This is a genomic window from Streptomyces sp. NPDC048479, assembly GCF_040651435.1.
Lineage (GTDB): Bacteria > Actinomycetota > Actinomycetes > Streptomycetales > Streptomycetaceae > Streptomyces.
The window spans coordinates 14,173-28,368 of record NZ_JBEZKA010000052.1; the positions used below are offsets into that span (position 1 = coordinate 14,173).

Sequence of the window (14,196 nt, forward strand, 5' to 3'; positions counted from 1 at the left end):
CGGCCGTATGTGTACGTGTGGGGCCTGCCCGAGTGTCAACGGGCAGGCCCCACACGTGTGTTCAGGTGCTGTCGGCGGCTGTCCGCGACACCAGGAGCAGGACGAACGCGACCGCCATGAAGGCCGCGGCCGCCAGCAGGCCCGCGGAGAAGCCCTCCACCATCGCGTCCGGCCCTGAGCCACCCGCGCCGCGTGCCACGCTTCCGTACGATTAAAATACGGAGGGCGCCTCCGATTTCGCAATGGCATCCTGGACATCGGGGCGGACTCAGGGAGGACGGCGCGATGGCGACAAGTACGGCGGGCACGGCTGGTGCGACTGGCACGCCTGGTACGACTGGTACGGCGGCGGGGTCACCGCGACCGATGCGAGCCGACGCGCGCCGCAACTACGAACGACTGCTGACCGAAGCCCGTACCGCCTTCGCGGAGCACGGCACCGACGCCTCCCTCGAGGAGATCGCACGCCGCTCGGGCGTGGGTATCGGCACGCTGTACCGGCACTTCCCCAACCGCCACGCGATGATGAGCGCCGTCTTCCAGGAGGCGCTGGCGTCGCTGCTGCAGCGCTCACGCGAACTGGCTTCGGCCGAACAGCCGTGCGGGGCACTGGTGGAGTGGCTGCGCGCCATCATCACTCATGCGGGTGAGTACCGCGGTCTGGCGCGGGCGCTGTTGTCGGCCTCGCACGACGAGAGTTCGGCGCTGTCGGAGTGCAGCGTGCCGATGCGCGAAGCGGGGGAGCGGCTACTGGTGCGGGCGCAGCAGAGCGGTGCGGTGCGGGCGGACGTATCGATCGGCGACCTGATGCAGCTGACGAACGCGATCGCCCTGGCGGCGGAACAGGATCCGGACGACCCGGAGTTGGCGGACCGGCTGCTGATGCTGACGCTGCGCGGCCTGAAGCCGGACACGACCTGAGCGGGGGGGGCCGCAGTGGGGGCCGCCGCACAGGGGGCCTCTCCCCTACCCGCCCCTCCCGAACCCGGGGCAAGCCCTGGCCCGGAGCGCCGGCTGCGCGCAGCGAGGGGCCCGCATCCTGCGGAGGCGAGTGATCGGGCGGGGGGGGTGGAACAAGAGGGCGCGGGGGCAACCCGCACCGGACCCCCGCCCGCACCCCGCAAAGCCCCCTCAGCGGCGGCGGAGGTCCGCCACCCTTGCTGCCCGTTCGCCCGGCGGCTCCGCCGCCAGCGCCGCGCTGCGCAACTGCGGCCCCGGCCCGCCACGCGTACGCCGCTGGCCCGGAAGCGGGACGTCCCGGCGAGGCTGCCGCCCCGTCGGGACGCCGTCACCGCCGGAGCCGGCTGCCGCGCCGGCCACCGCGATCTGGACCCCCTGGTCCGCCAGCGCCTGCAGCTCGGTCGCCGCGCGGTCGTCATGCGTCGGCGGCTCGTCGGTGACCAGCCGCGTGATCACATCCGTCGGCACCGTCTGGAACATCGTGTCGGTGCCGAGTTTGGTGTGGTCCGCGAGGACCACCACCTCCGCCGCGGCCTGCACCAGCGCCCGGTCGACGCTCGCCGACAGCATGTTGGACGTGGAGAGCCCCCGCTCGGCGGTGAGACCGCTGCCGGAGAGGAAGGCCCGGGAGACCCGCAGCCCCTGCAGGGACTGCTCCGCCCCGCTGCCGACCAGCGCGTAGTTCGAGCCGCGCAGCGTCCCGCCGGTCATGACGACTTCGACCCGGTTGGCATGCGCCAGCGCCTGGGCGACCAGCAGGGAATTCGTGACGACGGTCAGTCCGGGGACGCGCGCGAGCCGGCGGGCCAGCTCCTGCGTCGTCGTCCCCGCGCCGACCACAACCGCCTCGCCCTCTTCGACGAGGCCCGCGGCAAGATCGGCGATGGCCGTCTTCTCCGCGGTCGCGGACAGGGATTTCTGCGGAAAGCCGGACTCCCGCGTGAGGCCACCCGGCAGTACCGCACCGCCGTGCCGGCGGTCGAGGAGTCCTTCTGCCTCCAGTGCCCGCACGTCCCGCCGTACGGTCACTTCGGAGGTCTGGACAACACGGGCGAGCTCACGGAGCGACACGGCCCCGTTGGCGCGCACCATTTCGAGGATCAATTGGCGACGTTCTGCAGCGAACACGAAACTGACAGTAACCTGACCGGCCGATAGTTTTCAGCACTATGCGCCGAATAAGAGAAGTTGCGCACACGCGCGGCCGCCAAGTGGTATTGGCGACCACGAAGTTGATCGGTCGGTGCGTGGAGGGCCGGGGTTCTTGTGATTTACGCCCGGATCGCGCCTCTTTGCGCCCGCATCACGCCTCGCCGTTCACCTTTCGGGTGTGCAACTGCCGTGCCACCTCGGCGATCGACCCCGACAGAGAGGGGTACACAGTGAAAGCGTTTGCGATCTGTTCCACCGTCAGATTGTTGTCGACCGCGATCGAGATGGGATGGATCAGCTCGCTCGCGCGCGGTGAGACGACCACACCGCCGACCACGATTCCGGTACCCGGACGACAGAAGATCTTGACGAAACCGTCCCGGATGCCCTGCATCTTCGCGCGCGGGTTGCGCAGCAGCGGCAGCTTGACGACCCGGGCGTCGATCTTGCCGGCGTCCACGTCGGCCTGGCTGTAGCCGACCGTCGCGATCTCCGGGTCGGTGAAGACGTTCGACGAGACGGTCTTCAGGTTCAGCGGCTGCACCGCGTCGCCCAGGAAGTGGTACATCGCGATCCGGCCCTGCATGGCCGCGACCGAGGCGAGCGCGAAGACGCCGGTGACGTCACCGGCCGCGTACACGCCGGGAGCGCTGGTGCGGGAGACCTTGTCGGTCCAGATGTGGCCCGAGTCCTTGAGCCGTACGCCGGCCTCCTCCAGGCCCATGCCGGCGGAGTTGGGGATGGCGCCGACCGCCATCAGACAGTGCGTACCGGAGATGACGCGGCCGTCGGAGAGGGTGACCTCGACGCGGTCGCCGACGCGCTTGGCGGCCTCGGCGCGGGAGCGGGCCATGACGTTCATGCCGCGGCGGCGGAAGACGTCCTCGAGGACGGCGGCGGCGTCCGGGTCCTCGCCCGGCAGCACGCGGTCGCGGGAGGAGACGAGGGTGACCCGGGAGCCGAGTGCCTGGTACGCGCCGGCGAACTCGGCGCCGGTGACGCCGGAGCCGACCACGATGAGCTCCTCGGGGAGCTCGTCCAGGTCGTACACCTGCGTCCAGTTGAGGATGCGCTCCCCGTCGGGGAGGGCGTCCGGGATCTCGCGCGGGTGGCCGCCGGTCGCGATCAGTACGGCGTCGGCGGTCAGCGTCTCCTCGCTGCCGTCCGCGGCGCGCACGATCACCTGGCGGGAGCCGTCCATGGCCTGGCGACCCGAGAGCCGGCCGCGGCCGCGCAGCACGCGCGCGCCGACCCGGGTGACGGAGGCGGTGATGTCGTGGGACTGGGCGAGGGCGAGCCGCTTCACCCGTCGGTTGACCTTGCCGAGGTCGACGCCGACGACCCGGGCGGCCTGCTCGATGTGCGGTGTGTCGTCGGCCACGATGATGCCCAGCTCCTCGTAGGAGGAGTCGAAGGTCGTCATCACCTCGGCCGTGGCAATCAGAGTCTTCGACGGTACGCAGTCGGTCAGCACCGACGCTCCGCCCAGACCGTCGCAGTCGACGACGGTCACCTCCGCGCCGAGCTGGGCGCCCACCAGGGCAGCCTCATAACCGCCGGGTCCGCCACCGATGATCACGATCCGGGTCACGAAAAAGTCCGCCTCGCATTGTCAATCCCGGCCCGCCTGCCCGCCCGACCGGGGGTCCCGGGGGTGCCCCGGGGGGAATGCAGTACGTACCCCATTGTCCCGCACGGTTCAAGTGGCTTCGCCCCCGGGTCTCCGTACGGCCGCAACCGTGTGCGGTTCCGCCGCATGAGCAGCCTCTCCGCCCCCTCCCGTACCCTCGATCCCATGTCGCTCTACGCCGCGTACGCCGGCAACCTCGACGCGCGGCTGATGTCCCGCCGCGCACCGCACTCCCCGCTGCGCGGAACCGGCTGGCTCAACGGCCACCGGCTGACCTTCGGCGGCGAGCAGATGGGCTGGGAGGGCGCGCTGGCCACGATCGTGGAGGCGCCGCGCTCGCAGGTCTTCGTCGCGCTGTACGACATCGCGCCCATGGACGAGGACTCCATGGACCGCTGGGAGGGTGTCGGGCTCGACATCTACCGGCGGATGCGGGTCCGCGTCGACACGCTGGACGGCGAGGAGCCGGCCTGGGTGTACGTGCTGAACGGGTACGAGGGCGGGCTGCCGTCGGCGCGGTATCTGGGGGAGCTGGCGGACGCGGCGGATTCGGCGGGGGCGCCGCACGACTATGTGATGGAGCTGCGCAAGCGCCCCTGCTAGCGCGTGGGCAATGGTTCGCACGTTCATTTGTCGGAAACGACAAGACAACGATCCGAAGACCGTGAGCTGCATCATCTACGCGCGTAGGGAATGACCGGCTACCCTCGTCGGCGTGAACGCATCTGTGAATCCGGACCTCAACGGCGCTACCGCCGACCCCCATGCCGCAGCCGACGCAGCAGCCGCGCGGCTGCGCGAGCTGACCGGCGCCGAGACGCACGACGTAGCCCTGGTGATGGGCTCCGGCTGGGCGCCGGCCGTTGACGCCCTCGGCGCGCCCGAGGCCGAATTCCCGGTCACCGAACTGCCCGGCTTCCCGCCGCCGGCGGTCGAGGGCCACGGCGGCAAGATCCGTTCGTACAGGATCGGCGAGAAGCGGGCGCTGGTCTTCCTCGGCCGGACCCACTACTACGAGGGCCGCGGGGTCGCGGCGGTGGCGCACGGAGTGCGTACGGCGGTGGCAGCGGGCTGCAAGACGGTCATCCTGACGAACGGCTGCGGCGGCCTGCGCGAGGGCATGCGCCCCGGCCAGCCGGTGCTGATCAGCGACCACATCAACCTGACGGCGACGTCGCCGATCATCGGCGCGAACTTCGTGGACCTGACGGACCTGTACTCGCCGCGGCTGCGGGCGCTGTGCAAGGAGGTCGACGCCTCCCTGGAGGAGGGCGTCTACGTCCAGTTCCCCGGCCCGCACTACGAGACGCCGGCGGAGATCAACATGGTCCGCGTGCTCGGCGGTGACCTGGTCGGCATGTCGACGGTCCTCGAGGCGATCGCGGCGCGCGAGGCGGGCGCGGAGGTGCTCGGCATCTCGCTGGTCACGAACCTGGCGGCGGGTCTGACGGGCGCGCCGCTGAACCACGAGGAAGTACTCCAGGCGGGCCGGGACTCGGCGGCGCGGATGGGCGAGCTGCTGACCCGGGTGCTCGACCGCATCTGAGCGGAGAGCGGCTTGTCCCGCCCACCCGCCTGATGTGCGGGTGGGCGGGACACTCCCACGCCCCCCGGACGCCGCGGCGACTTCGCGCGGCATGTCGGCGGGGGCTGCTTCGCGCGACAAGGCGCGGATCGTGGCTCAGCGGGCCGGACAACGACCACGGCATCGGCAGGGCGGCGGCTTACCGGCCGCAGGGCAGGGTTCTCCGGAACCCACGTCCCCCGAACCGGCCGGCCCGCCCAGGCGCGCCGGATGCTCCCGTGCTCCCGCAGGGGGGAACCGTGCCGCTTCGGTGCCGTGCATCGCGGGTACAGGACAGCCCCACGGCGCTGCGGCGCCGCAGGGGACGGGGGCGGCCCCCCGAAATAATGGGGCGACGGATTACACACGAGAGGCGGACCAACCGTGCAGCAGGACCTCATCGCGCGGGCCAGCGCGTGGCTGGCGGAGGACCCGGACAGTGAGACCCGGGACGAGCTCAGGAAGCTCATCGAGGCCCAGGACCTCGACGAGCTCGCCGTGCGGTTCAGCGGGACGCTGCAGTTCGGGACGGCCGGGCTGCGCGGGGAGCTCGGGGCCGGGCCCATGCGGATGAACCGGGCCGTCGTCATCCGGGCCGCCGCCGGGCTCGCCGCGTATCTCAAGGCGAAGGGGCAGGGTGACGGGCTCGTCGTCATCGGATACGACGCCCGCTACAAGTCCGCCGACTTCGCGCGCGACACCGCCGCCGTCATGGTCGGCGCCGGGCTCCGCGCCGCCGTGCTGCCGCGCCCGCTGCCGACGCCCGTACTCGCCTTCGCCATAAGGCAGCTGGGCGCCGTCGCCGGCGTCGAGGTCACCGCCAGCCACAACCCGCCGCGCGACAACGGCTACAAGGTCTACCTCGGCGACGGCTCCCAGATCGTGCCGCCCGCCGACGCGGAGATCGCCTCGGAGATCGCGGCCGTGGCGAGTCTCGACGATGTGCCGCGCGCCGAGAGCGGCTGGGACACCCTCGGCGACGAGGTCCTGGACGCCTATCTGGCGCGTACGGACGCCATCTTCACCGCCGGCTCCCCCCGCACCGCCCGCGTCGTCTACACGGCCATGCACGGCGTCGGCAAGGACGTGCTGACCGCCGCCTTCGACCGCGCGGGCTTCCCCGCGCCCACCCTCGTACAGGAGCAGGCCGAGCCCGACCCGGCCTTCCCGACCGTCGCGTTCCCCAATCCGGAGGAGCCGGGGGCGATGGATCTCGCCTTCGAGACCGCGCGCCGGGACCGGCCGGACATCGTCATCGCCAACGACCCCGACGCGGACCGGTGCGCCGTCGCCGTTCCCGACGACGCCGCGCCCGGCGGCTGGCGCATGCTCCGGGGTGACGAGGTCGGCGCGCTGCTCGGCGCGCACCTCGTCCACAAGGGAGTGTCTCCGCGGGACAAGAACAGCGCCTTCGCCGAGTCGATCGTGTCCTCGTCCCTGCTGGGACGGATCGCGGAGGCCGCGGGGCTGCCGTTCGAGGAGACGCTGACCGGCTTCAAGTGGATCGCCCGCGTGGACGGTCTGCGGTACGGCTACGAGGAGGCGCTCGGCTACTGCGTCGACCCCGAAGGCGTACGCGACAAGGACGGCATCACCGCCGCGCTGCTCGTCGCCGAGCTGGCATCGGAGCTGAAGGAGCAGGGCCGTACGCTCACCGATCTGCTCGACGACCTCGCCGTCGAGCACGGTCTGCACGCCACCGACCAGCTGTCGGTGCGGGTCGAGGACCTGAGCATCATCGCCAACGCGATGCGGGCGCTGCGCGAGCAGCCGCCGGCCGTGCTCGCCGGGCTGCAGGTCGTCACCGCCGAGGACCTGAACCGCGGTACGGACAAGCTGCCGCCCACGGACGGGCTGCGCTACTACCTCGACGGCGAGTTCACGGCCCGCGTCATCGTCCGCCCGAGCGGTACCGAGCCCAAGCTCAAGTGCTACCTGGAGGTCGTGGTGCCGGTCGCGGACGCGTCGGAGCTCGTCACCGCGCGGGAGCGGGCCGCGGAGGTCCTCGCCGGGATCAAGCGGGATCTCGCCGCGGCCGCGGGGATCTGACCGTCGGCCGGCTCCCCGTACGACCGTCGGCACGCCCGCCCTGGACCGTCCGCACGGGTGAATCTCGTACGGAGTTGAGGCAGTGGCACCCGCTCCCCGGGACCCTCCGGGAAATGGTGACCCGGTAGCGCATACCGAGTTCCAGGAGCTGCCGCTGTGTCCCCCGCCGCGACCGTTCGGCCCACCGTCCCCGCCTCCCGCCGGCCACCGGCCCCGGGAGGCGGTGATGCGACCGGCGTACGGGACCGGCTGCGGCGCGCACTGCGGCGGGCCGCGCCCGCGCTGCTCGGCTATCTCGCGGTGCGGCTGTGCGGTCTTCTGGTCCTCGCCAGGTGGGTGCATCTCAAGCACCACGGTGTCTGGCCGACACTCGCCACATCCTGGGACTCCGGCTGGTACCTGGGCATCGCCGACCATGGGTACGCCGACGCCCTCGGCACCCAGTTCAACGCCAACAACCTGGCCTTCTTCCCGCTCTATCCGGTCCTGATCAAGGCCGTCGCCGGTGTCACACCCGGCTCGCGCGCCACGGTCGCACTCGTCCTCGCGGTCGTGTTCTCGTTCGTCGCAGCGTGGGGCACCTTCGCGGTGGGCGACCGGCTGTACGGGCGCCGGACGGGCACCGTGCTCACCGTGCTGTGGGGCGTGCTGCCCGTAGCGATCGTCCAGTGGATGGGGTACACGGAGTCGCTGTTCACGGCGCTCGCGGCGTGGGCGCTGTACGCGGTGCTCACCGGGCGCTGGCTGTGGGCGGCTTCGCTCGCCTCGCTCGCCGGGCTGACCCGGCCGACGGGCATCGCGGTCGCGGCCGCCGTGTCGGTGGCCGCACTGCTGCCGTCCTGTCGCGGGAACCGGCGGGCGCTCGTGGGGGCGTTGGTCGCGCCGCTGGGGTGGCTGGCGTATGTCGCGTGGGTGGGGTTCCGCATGGGGCGGCCCGACGGCTACTTCGCCGTACAGAAGCTGTGGCGCAACGAGTGGGACGGCGGCGCGACGACGCTGCTGCGGCTGCGGCAGTACCTGGTGTACATGGCGCGTCCTCAGCTCTTCCTGGTGATCGTGTCGTTGATGCTGATCGTGTCGGTCGGGCTGTATCTGCTCTGTCTGGCCGACCGGCAGCCGCCGGCGCTGCTCGTCTTCACGGGCGTGCTGCTGCTGGTCGTCCTGGGCAGCGGCGGGGTCTACTTCCCGCGCACCCGCTTTCTGCTGCCGGGCTTCCCGCTGCTGCTGCCGATCGCGCTGGCACTGGCCAGGACACGGCGGACAGCGGTGGTCGCGGTGGTGCTGGGCACGTCGACGCTGTCGTCGGCGTGGGTGGGGGCGTACATGCTGCTGGTGTGGAAGGGCCCGCCCTGATCGTCGCGGTCACCCGTGCGTCAGATGCCTCGGAGGCGCTGCGCGGCCTCGGGTGACACCTTGGGGCCCAGGGCTCGAGGGCTCGGGGCCTCAGGGGCCTCAGCCGATGGCCAGCAGCACCGCGAGCAGTACGGCCCCGGCCACGGCCGGCGCCAGCACCTCGTACGCCCAGCGGACCTGTGGCTCGCCCTGCGCACCCGGCCGCGACGCATTGCGCTCGGCCAGCTCGCGCAGATCCGTGACCGTCCGGTCGGCGGGAGCCAGCCGCGCCTGGGAGTCGTTGACGTCGGCCGACACGGAGGTCCGGCCGTGCGGATCGTCGTGGGCGTTCTGCATCTGCCGGCGCGAGACCCGCTTGCGCTGGCGCAGCGAGACGGGGATGGCCCAGAGCTGGTACTTCGTACCCTCCTGGGTGAAGATCTCGCTGGAGTACCCGGCGCGCACATCGGCGACGGCCGCCCACGGCAGGGTGATCGTCCGGAACGGATTCCTGATGCGCACCCGGTCCTCGTTGACGAACACCGCGGGCCGCAGCGTGAACGCGACGACGAGCGGCACCGCCAGCAGGGCGCCGGCGAGCGCGAGCCACGGCGTCCGGCCCTCGCCGCGGATGAGCGCGTCCACGGTGATCCAGGCGATGAGCGCGAGCAGCAACACCCCGCCCCCCATACCGGCGGGCGACCGGAAGACCCGGTCGGCGTACGTGGGCTCGGCGGGCTGCTGCGGGCTACTCATGTCTCCGATTCTGCCGTACGCCTGCGGCGGCACTTCCCCTACGGGTCGTGCCACACTTCCCGTACAGGTCGTGCCCGCCGCGAAGCCGCCATCGGGCGGCCGCTGACCTGGCCCCCTGTACAGGTCGCTACGCGCGTAGATATGCTCCTCTGGTGACCATGCCCACCACCCCACCCGCATTCGCTGACGTGACCGCGTCCGACAGCACACTGCGCCGCTACCTCCATGGCCTGCCCGGCGTCGACGCCGTCGGCCTGGAGGCCCGCGCCGCAGGGCTCGGCACGCGTTCGATCAAGGCCACGGCCAAGGCGTTCGCCATTGACCTGGCCATCTCGATGATCGACCTGACGACGCTCGAGGGTGCGGACACCCCGGGCAAGGTCCGGTCGCTCGCCGCCAAGGCCTTTCACCCCGACCCCACCGACCGTACGACCCCGACGACCGCCGCGGTCTGCGTCTATCCCGATATGGCAGCCATCGCCAAGGAGGCCCTGCGGGGCTCCGGCGTCAAGGTCGCCTCCGTCGCCACCGCCTTCCCGGCCGGCCGCGCCGCGCTCGACGTGAAACTCGCGGACACCCGTGACGCCGTCGCCGCCGGAGCCGACGAGATCGACATGGTGATCGACCGGGGAGCCTTCCTCTCCGGCCGCTACCTGAAGGTCTACGAGGAGATCCTCGCCGTGAAGGAGGCCGCGGGCGCCGCCCGGCTGAAGGTCATCTTCGAGACCGGCGAGCTCTCCACGTACGACAACATCCGCCGCGCCTCCTGGCTCGGCATGATCGCCGGCGCGGACTTCATCAAGACCTCGACCGGCAAGGTGGCGGTGAACGCCACCCCGGCGAACACCCTGCTGATGCTGGAGGCCGTGCGCGACTTCCGGGAGCAGACTGGAGTACAGGTCGGCGTGAAGCCTGCGGGCGGCATCCGTACCAGCAAGGACGCGATCAAGTTCCTGGTGCTGGTCAACGAGACCGCCGGTGCGGACTGGCTGGACAACCACTGGTTCCGCTTCGGTGCCTCGAGCCTGCTCAACGACCTGCTGATGCAGCGTCAGAAGCTGGCCACCGGACGCTACTCCGGCCCCGACTACGTGACGGTGGACTGAGACCCCATGACCATGGACAAGCAGATTTTTGAGTACGCGCCCGCGCCCGAGTCGCGGTCGATCGTCGACATCGCACCGTCGTACGGCCTCTTCATCGACGGCGAGTTCACCGACGCCGCGGACGGCAAGGTCTTCAAGACCGTCTCGCCGAGCACCGAGGAGGTGCTCGCCGAGGTCGCCCAGGCCGGCGCCGAGGACGTGGACCGCGCCGTGAAGGCGGCCCGCAAGGCGTTCGAGAAGTGGTCGGCGCTGCCCGGCTCGGAGCGGTCCAAGTACCTGTTCCGTATCGCGCGGATCATCCAGGAGCGCTCGCGCGAGCTGGCCGTCCTGGAGACGCTCGACAACGGCAAGCCGATCAAGGAGACCCGCGACGCGGACCTGCCGCTGGTCGCCGCGCACTTCTTCTACTACGCGGGCTGGGCCGACAAGCTCGGCCACGCCGGCTACGGCGCGAACCCGCAGCCACTCGGCGTCGCGGGCCAGGTCATCCCCTGGAACTTCCCGCTCCTCATGCTCGCGTGGAAGATTGCTCCGGCGCTCGCGGCGGGCAACACGGTCGTCCTCAAGCCCGCCGAGACGACCCCTCTCTCCGCCCTCTTCTTCGCGGACATCTGCCGCCAGGCGGGCCTGCCGAAGGGTGTCGTCAACATCCTTCCGGGTTACGGAGAGACGGGCGCTGCGCTCGTCGCGCACCCCGACGTCAACAAGGTCGCCTTCACCGGCTCGACCGCCGTCGGCAAGGCGATCGCCCGCCAGATCGCCGGCACCGACAAGAAGGTCACGCTGGAGCTGGGCGGCAAGGGCGCGAACATCGTCTTCGACGACGCCCCGATCGACCAGGCCGTCGAGGGCATCGTCGGCGGCATCTTCTTCAACCAGGGCCAGGTCTGCTGCGCGGGCTCGCGCCTGCTGGTCCAGGAGTCGATCCAGGACGAGCTGCTCGACTCCCTCAAGCGCCGCCTGTCCACGCTGCGCCTCGGCGACCCGCTGGACAAGAACACGGACATCGGCGCGATCAACTCCGCGGAGCAGCTGGCCCGGATCACGGCGCTGACCGAGAAGGGCGAGGCGGAGGGCGCCGAGCGCTGGTCCGCGCCCTGCGAGCTGCCGAGCTCCGGCTACTGGTTCGCTCCGACGCTCTTCACCGGCGTCACGCAGGCACACACCATCGCGCGCGACGAGATCTTCGGCCCGGTGCTGTCCGTGCTGTCGTTCCGTACGCCGGACGAGGCGGTCGCCAAGGCCAACAACAGCCAGTACGGCCTGTCGGCCGGCATCTGGACGGAGAAGGGCTCCCGCATCCTGGCGGTGGCGAGCAAGCTCCGCGCGGGTGTGGTGTGGGCCAACACCTTCAACAAGTTCGACCCGACCTCGCCGTTCGGCGGTTACAAGGAGTCGGGCTTCGGCCGCGAGGGCGGCCGTCACGGTCTGGAGGCCTACCTCGATGTCTGACGGGCGACTGAGCGTCTTCAAGACCTACAAGCTGTACGTCGGGGGCAAGTTCCCCCGGAGCGAGAGCGGCCGGGTGTACGAGGTGACGGACTCCAAGGGCAAGTGGCTGGCCAACGCGCCTCTCTCGTCGCGCAAGGACGCGCGTGACGCGGTCGTCGCGGCGCGCAAGGCGTTCGGCGGCTGGTCGGGCGCGACCGCGTACAACCGGGGCCAGATCCTCTACCGCATCGCGGAGATGCTGGAGGGCCGGCGCGAGCAGTTCACCGCCGAGGTCGCGGCCGCCGAGGGCCTGTCCAAGTCCAAGGCCGCGGCCGTCGTCGACGCGGCGATCGACCGCTGGGTCTGGTACGCGGGCTGGACGGACAAGATCGGCCAGATCGTGGGCGGGGCAAACCCGGTCGCCGGCCCGTTCTTCAACCTCTCGACGCCGGAGCCGACGGGCGTCGTGACCATCGTCGCGCCGCAGGAGTCGTCCTTCCTGGGCCTGGTCTCGGTGGTCGCCCCGGTGATCGCGACAGGCAACACCGCGATCGTGGTGGCGAGCGAGAAGGCCCCGCTCCCCGCGCTCTCGCTCGGCGAGGTGCTGGCCACTTCGGACCTCCCGGGCGGGGTGGTCAACGTCCTCTCCGGCCGGACCGAGGAGATCGCGACCCCGCTCGCCGCGCACCAGGACGTCAACGCGATCGACCTGACCGGGGCCGGTGAAGTCCTCGCGAAGGAGCTGGAGATCGCGGCGGCGGACAACCTCAAGCGCGTCCTCCGTCCACAGCCTGTGGATTTCTCGGCCGATCCGGGCACGCACCGGCTGACGGCCTTCCTGGAGACGAAGACGGTCTGGCACCCGACGGGCTCGCTCGGCGCCTCCGGTTCGGCGTACTGACCCGACCCCTCCCATGGCCGAGCCCCCTGCCGTCCCGTCCGGCGGCAGGGGGCTCCTTCATGCCTGGCTTTCATGCCTCGGCTGCATGCGTTGGCTGCACGCGCTCGCTGCATGCGCCGGCGGTCGGCCTCGACTCAGGACGGCAGCGCCCCCGCGGCGCGCTTCGTCACCGGAAGGTCCTTGAGCGCGGCGCCGTCCGCCAGGGGCCCGGTGACCGCTTCCGTGGCGACCGGGTTGAAGTCGGCAACCTGGGTGGACACATTGTTGTCCAGCGGGTTGACGCCGGTCTTGGCCAGCGGGTTGAGCTGAAGGCTCTTGACCTGCCCGACTCCGGTCACCGAATTCGTGACCATGCCGGCCAGCGACCGGCCCTGCCCCTTGTCGACCGTGTCGAGCCCCGCGGGCACCGTAGGCGCCGCTTGAGCGGCACCGCCCGAACCGAGGACCGCGGCCACCGCCGCGACGGTCATACCTGCGCGAAGCAGGGCGATCCGCCGGGACTGGGGAGCTGTGTGACGTGCCATGGGTTTCGATTCCTTGCTGAATGAGTAATCGGACGAGCACGTAGCGTAGTTGAGATGCGACGCTCAATACCAACCTCCGCCCCGAGGGGTCCCCTTCAAGGGGCAATGCGTCACACTGGTGTCCCGTGAGCTCTTCCACCATCCCCACCCGTGTTGTGCTGCTTGCGGGCCCCTCAGGTTCCGGAAAGTCCTCCCTCGCCGCCCGCACCGGCCTGCCGGTGCTGCGCCTGGACGACTTCTACAAAGAGGGCGACGACCCGACGTTGCCGCTGGTCGAAGGCAGTACGGACATCGACTGGGACTCACCGCTGTCGTGGGACGCGGACGCGGCGGTGGCGGCGATCGTGGAGCTGTGCGGTACGGGACGTACGACGGTCCCCGTGTACGACATCGCGACGAGCTCCCGCATCGACCGGGAGGCGCTCGACATCGACCGCACGCCGCTGTTCGTGGCGGAGGGCATTTTCGCGGCGGACATCGTCGGGCGGTGCCAGGACCTCGGCGTACTGGCGGACGCGCTGTGCCTGCGCGGCCGCCCGTCGACGACGTTCCGCCGCCGGCTGGCGCGGGATCTGCGCGAGGGCCGCAAGTCGGTGGGCTTCCTGCTGCGGCGGGGCTGGCGCCTGATGCGCGCGGAACGCGGCATCGTGGCGCGCCAGACGGAGTTGGGCGCGCACCCGTGCGGCAAGGCGGAGGCGCTGGGCCGCCTCGCGGCGGCCGCGGCGGGCCGCCGGACGCCTGCGGCGCGGACGTTGGCGTAGCGGCCGGGGGCTCTTCCCCACCCACCCGCC

Annotated in this window: 14 protein-coding genes; 9 read left to right on the plus strand and 5 right to left on the minus strand. The window is 71.3% G+C overall.

Translation table 11 applies throughout. The features are described from left to right. Window positions 1-61 precede the first annotated feature (61 nt). A complete protein-coding gene (locus AB0D12_RS38810; RefSeq protein ID WP_362694089.1) occupies window positions 62-199 on the minus strand; it encodes a hypothetical protein in 138 nt (45 codons plus the stop codon). Between the two features lie 167 nt (window positions 200-366). On the opposite strand from AB0D12_RS38810, the gene AB0D12_RS38815 reads away from it, so the two are divergent. Next, the gene (locus AB0D12_RS38815) at window positions 367-921 is read left to right on the plus strand and encodes a helix-turn-helix domain-containing protein (RefSeq protein WP_362694091.1); all 555 of its coding nucleotides are present in this window, start codon (window positions 367-369) and stop codon (window positions 919-921) included. 210 nt (window positions 922-1,131) lie between these two features. Here the strand turns inward: AB0D12_RS38815 and AB0D12_RS38820 are convergent, their stop codons facing one another. After that, the gene (locus AB0D12_RS38820) at window positions 1,132-2,088 is read right to left on the minus strand and encodes a DeoR/GlpR family DNA-binding transcription regulator (protein WP_362694094.1); all 957 of its coding nucleotides are present in this window, start codon (window positions 2,086-2,088) and stop codon (window positions 1,132-1,134) included. 175 nt (window positions 2,089-2,263) lie between these two features. Then, the gene (locus AB0D12_RS38825) at window positions 2,264-3,703 is read right to left on the minus strand and encodes an NAD(P)H-quinone dehydrogenase (RefSeq protein WP_362694097.1); all 1,440 of its coding nucleotides are present in this window, start codon (window positions 3,701-3,703) and stop codon (window positions 2,264-2,266) included. Between the two features lie 204 nt (window positions 3,704-3,907). Here AB0D12_RS38825 and AB0D12_RS38830 point away from each other — a divergent pair, with 204 nt between their 5' ends. From AB0D12_RS38830 to AB0D12_RS38845, 4 genes are all read left to right on the plus strand, one after another. Then, a complete protein-coding gene (locus AB0D12_RS38830) occupies window positions 3,908-4,345 on the plus strand; it encodes a gamma-glutamylcyclotransferase (protein WP_327325688.1) in 438 nt (145 codons plus the stop codon). A 124-nt stretch (window positions 4,346-4,469) separates the two neighbouring features. Further along, window positions 4,470-5,288 carry a purine-nucleoside phosphorylase gene (locus tag AB0D12_RS38835; protein WP_362694129.1) on the plus strand — a complete coding sequence of 273 codons (819 nt, stop codon included), beginning with the start codon at window positions 4,470-4,472 and terminating at the stop codon, window positions 5,286-5,288. Between the two features lie 402 nt (window positions 5,289-5,690). Continuing rightward, window positions 5,691-7,355, plus strand: coding sequence for a phospho-sugar mutase (locus tag AB0D12_RS38840; protein WP_362694100.1), 1,665 nt, complete (start codon window positions 5,691-5,693; stop codon window positions 7,353-7,355). 156 nt (window positions 7,356-7,511) lie between these two features. Beyond that, window positions 7,512-8,708, plus strand: coding sequence for a hypothetical protein (locus AB0D12_RS38845; RefSeq protein ID WP_362694102.1), 1,197 nt, complete (start codon window positions 7,512-7,514; stop codon window positions 8,706-8,708). A 99-nt stretch (window positions 8,709-8,807) separates the two neighbouring features. Here AB0D12_RS38845 and AB0D12_RS38850 read toward each other — a convergent pair whose 3' ends face one another. Next, the gene (locus tag AB0D12_RS38850; RefSeq protein WP_362694105.1) at window positions 8,808-9,443 is read right to left on the minus strand and encodes a PH domain-containing protein; all 636 of its coding nucleotides are present in this window, start codon (window positions 9,441-9,443) and stop codon (window positions 8,808-8,810) included. Window positions 9,444-9,601: 158 nt separating this feature from the next. Between AB0D12_RS38850 and deoC the strand changes: the two genes are divergently transcribed. Genes deoC through AB0D12_RS38865 form a run of 3 tightly spaced genes read left to right on the plus strand, consistent with a single transcriptional unit; the run spans window position 9,602 to window position 12,881 of the window. Next, window positions 9,602-10,549: a deoxyribose-phosphate aldolase gene (gene deoC / locus AB0D12_RS38855; RefSeq protein WP_362694132.1), complete on the plus strand. Its 948-nt coding sequence runs from the start codon at window positions 9,602-9,604 to the stop codon at window positions 10,547-10,549. A gap of 6 nt (window positions 10,550-10,555) precedes the next feature. Then, window positions 10,556-12,001, plus strand: a complete 1,446-nt coding sequence (locus tag AB0D12_RS38860) for an aldehyde dehydrogenase family protein (RefSeq protein WP_362694108.1) — start codon at window positions 10,556-10,558, stop codon at window positions 11,999-12,001. Beyond that, a complete protein-coding gene (locus AB0D12_RS38865; RefSeq protein WP_362694111.1) occupies window positions 11,994-12,881 on the plus strand; it encodes an aldehyde dehydrogenase family protein in 888 nt (295 codons plus the stop codon). Before AB0D12_RS38860 ends, AB0D12_RS38865 begins: the two co-directional genes overlap by 8 nt. 134 nt (window positions 12,882-13,015) lie before the next feature. Here AB0D12_RS38865 and AB0D12_RS38870 read toward each other — a convergent pair whose 3' ends face one another. Next, window positions 13,016-13,405 carry a hypothetical protein gene (locus AB0D12_RS38870; RefSeq protein WP_362694114.1) on the minus strand — a complete coding sequence of 130 codons (390 nt, stop codon included), beginning with the start codon at window positions 13,403-13,405 and terminating at the stop codon, window positions 13,016-13,018. A 125-nt stretch (window positions 13,406-13,530) separates the two neighbouring features. Here AB0D12_RS38870 and AB0D12_RS38875 point away from each other — a divergent pair, with 125 nt between their 5' ends. Then, complete coding sequence (locus tag AB0D12_RS38875; RefSeq protein ID WP_362694117.1) at window positions 13,531-14,166, plus strand: ATP-binding protein; 636 nt, start codon at window positions 13,531-13,533, stop codon at window positions 14,164-14,166. The last annotated feature ends 30 nt before the right edge of the window (window positions 14,167-14,196 follow it).

What these genes read in the sequence shown, in the direction of transcription:
- AB0D12_RS38860 (WP_362694108.1), top strand. Translation starts at nt 10,556, where the DNA reads ATGACCATGGACAAGCAGATTTTTGAGTACGCGCCCGCGCCCGAGTCG.
- AB0D12_RS38870 (WP_362694114.1), bottom strand. Translation starts at nt 13,405, where the DNA reads ATGGCACGTCACACAGCTCCCCAGTCCCGGCGGATCGCCCTGCTTCGC.
- AB0D12_RS38850 (WP_362694105.1), bottom strand. Translation starts at nt 9,443, where the DNA reads ATGAGTAGCCCGCAGCAGCCCGCCGAGCCCACGTACGCCGACCGGGTC.
- AB0D12_RS38865 (WP_362694111.1), top strand. Translation starts at nt 11,994, where the DNA reads ATGTCTGACGGGCGACTGAGCGTCTTCAAGACCTACAAGCTGTACGTC.
- AB0D12_RS38815 (WP_362694091.1), top strand. Translation starts at nt 367, where the DNA reads ATGCGAGCCGACGCGCGCCGCAACTACGAACGACTGCTGACCGAAGCC.
- deoC (WP_362694132.1), top strand. Translation starts at nt 9,602, where the DNA reads ATGCCCACCACCCCACCCGCATTCGCTGACGTGACCGCGTCCGACAGC.
- AB0D12_RS38830 (WP_327325688.1), top strand. Translation starts at nt 3,908, where the DNA reads ATGTCGCTCTACGCCGCGTACGCCGGCAACCTCGACGCGCGGCTGATG.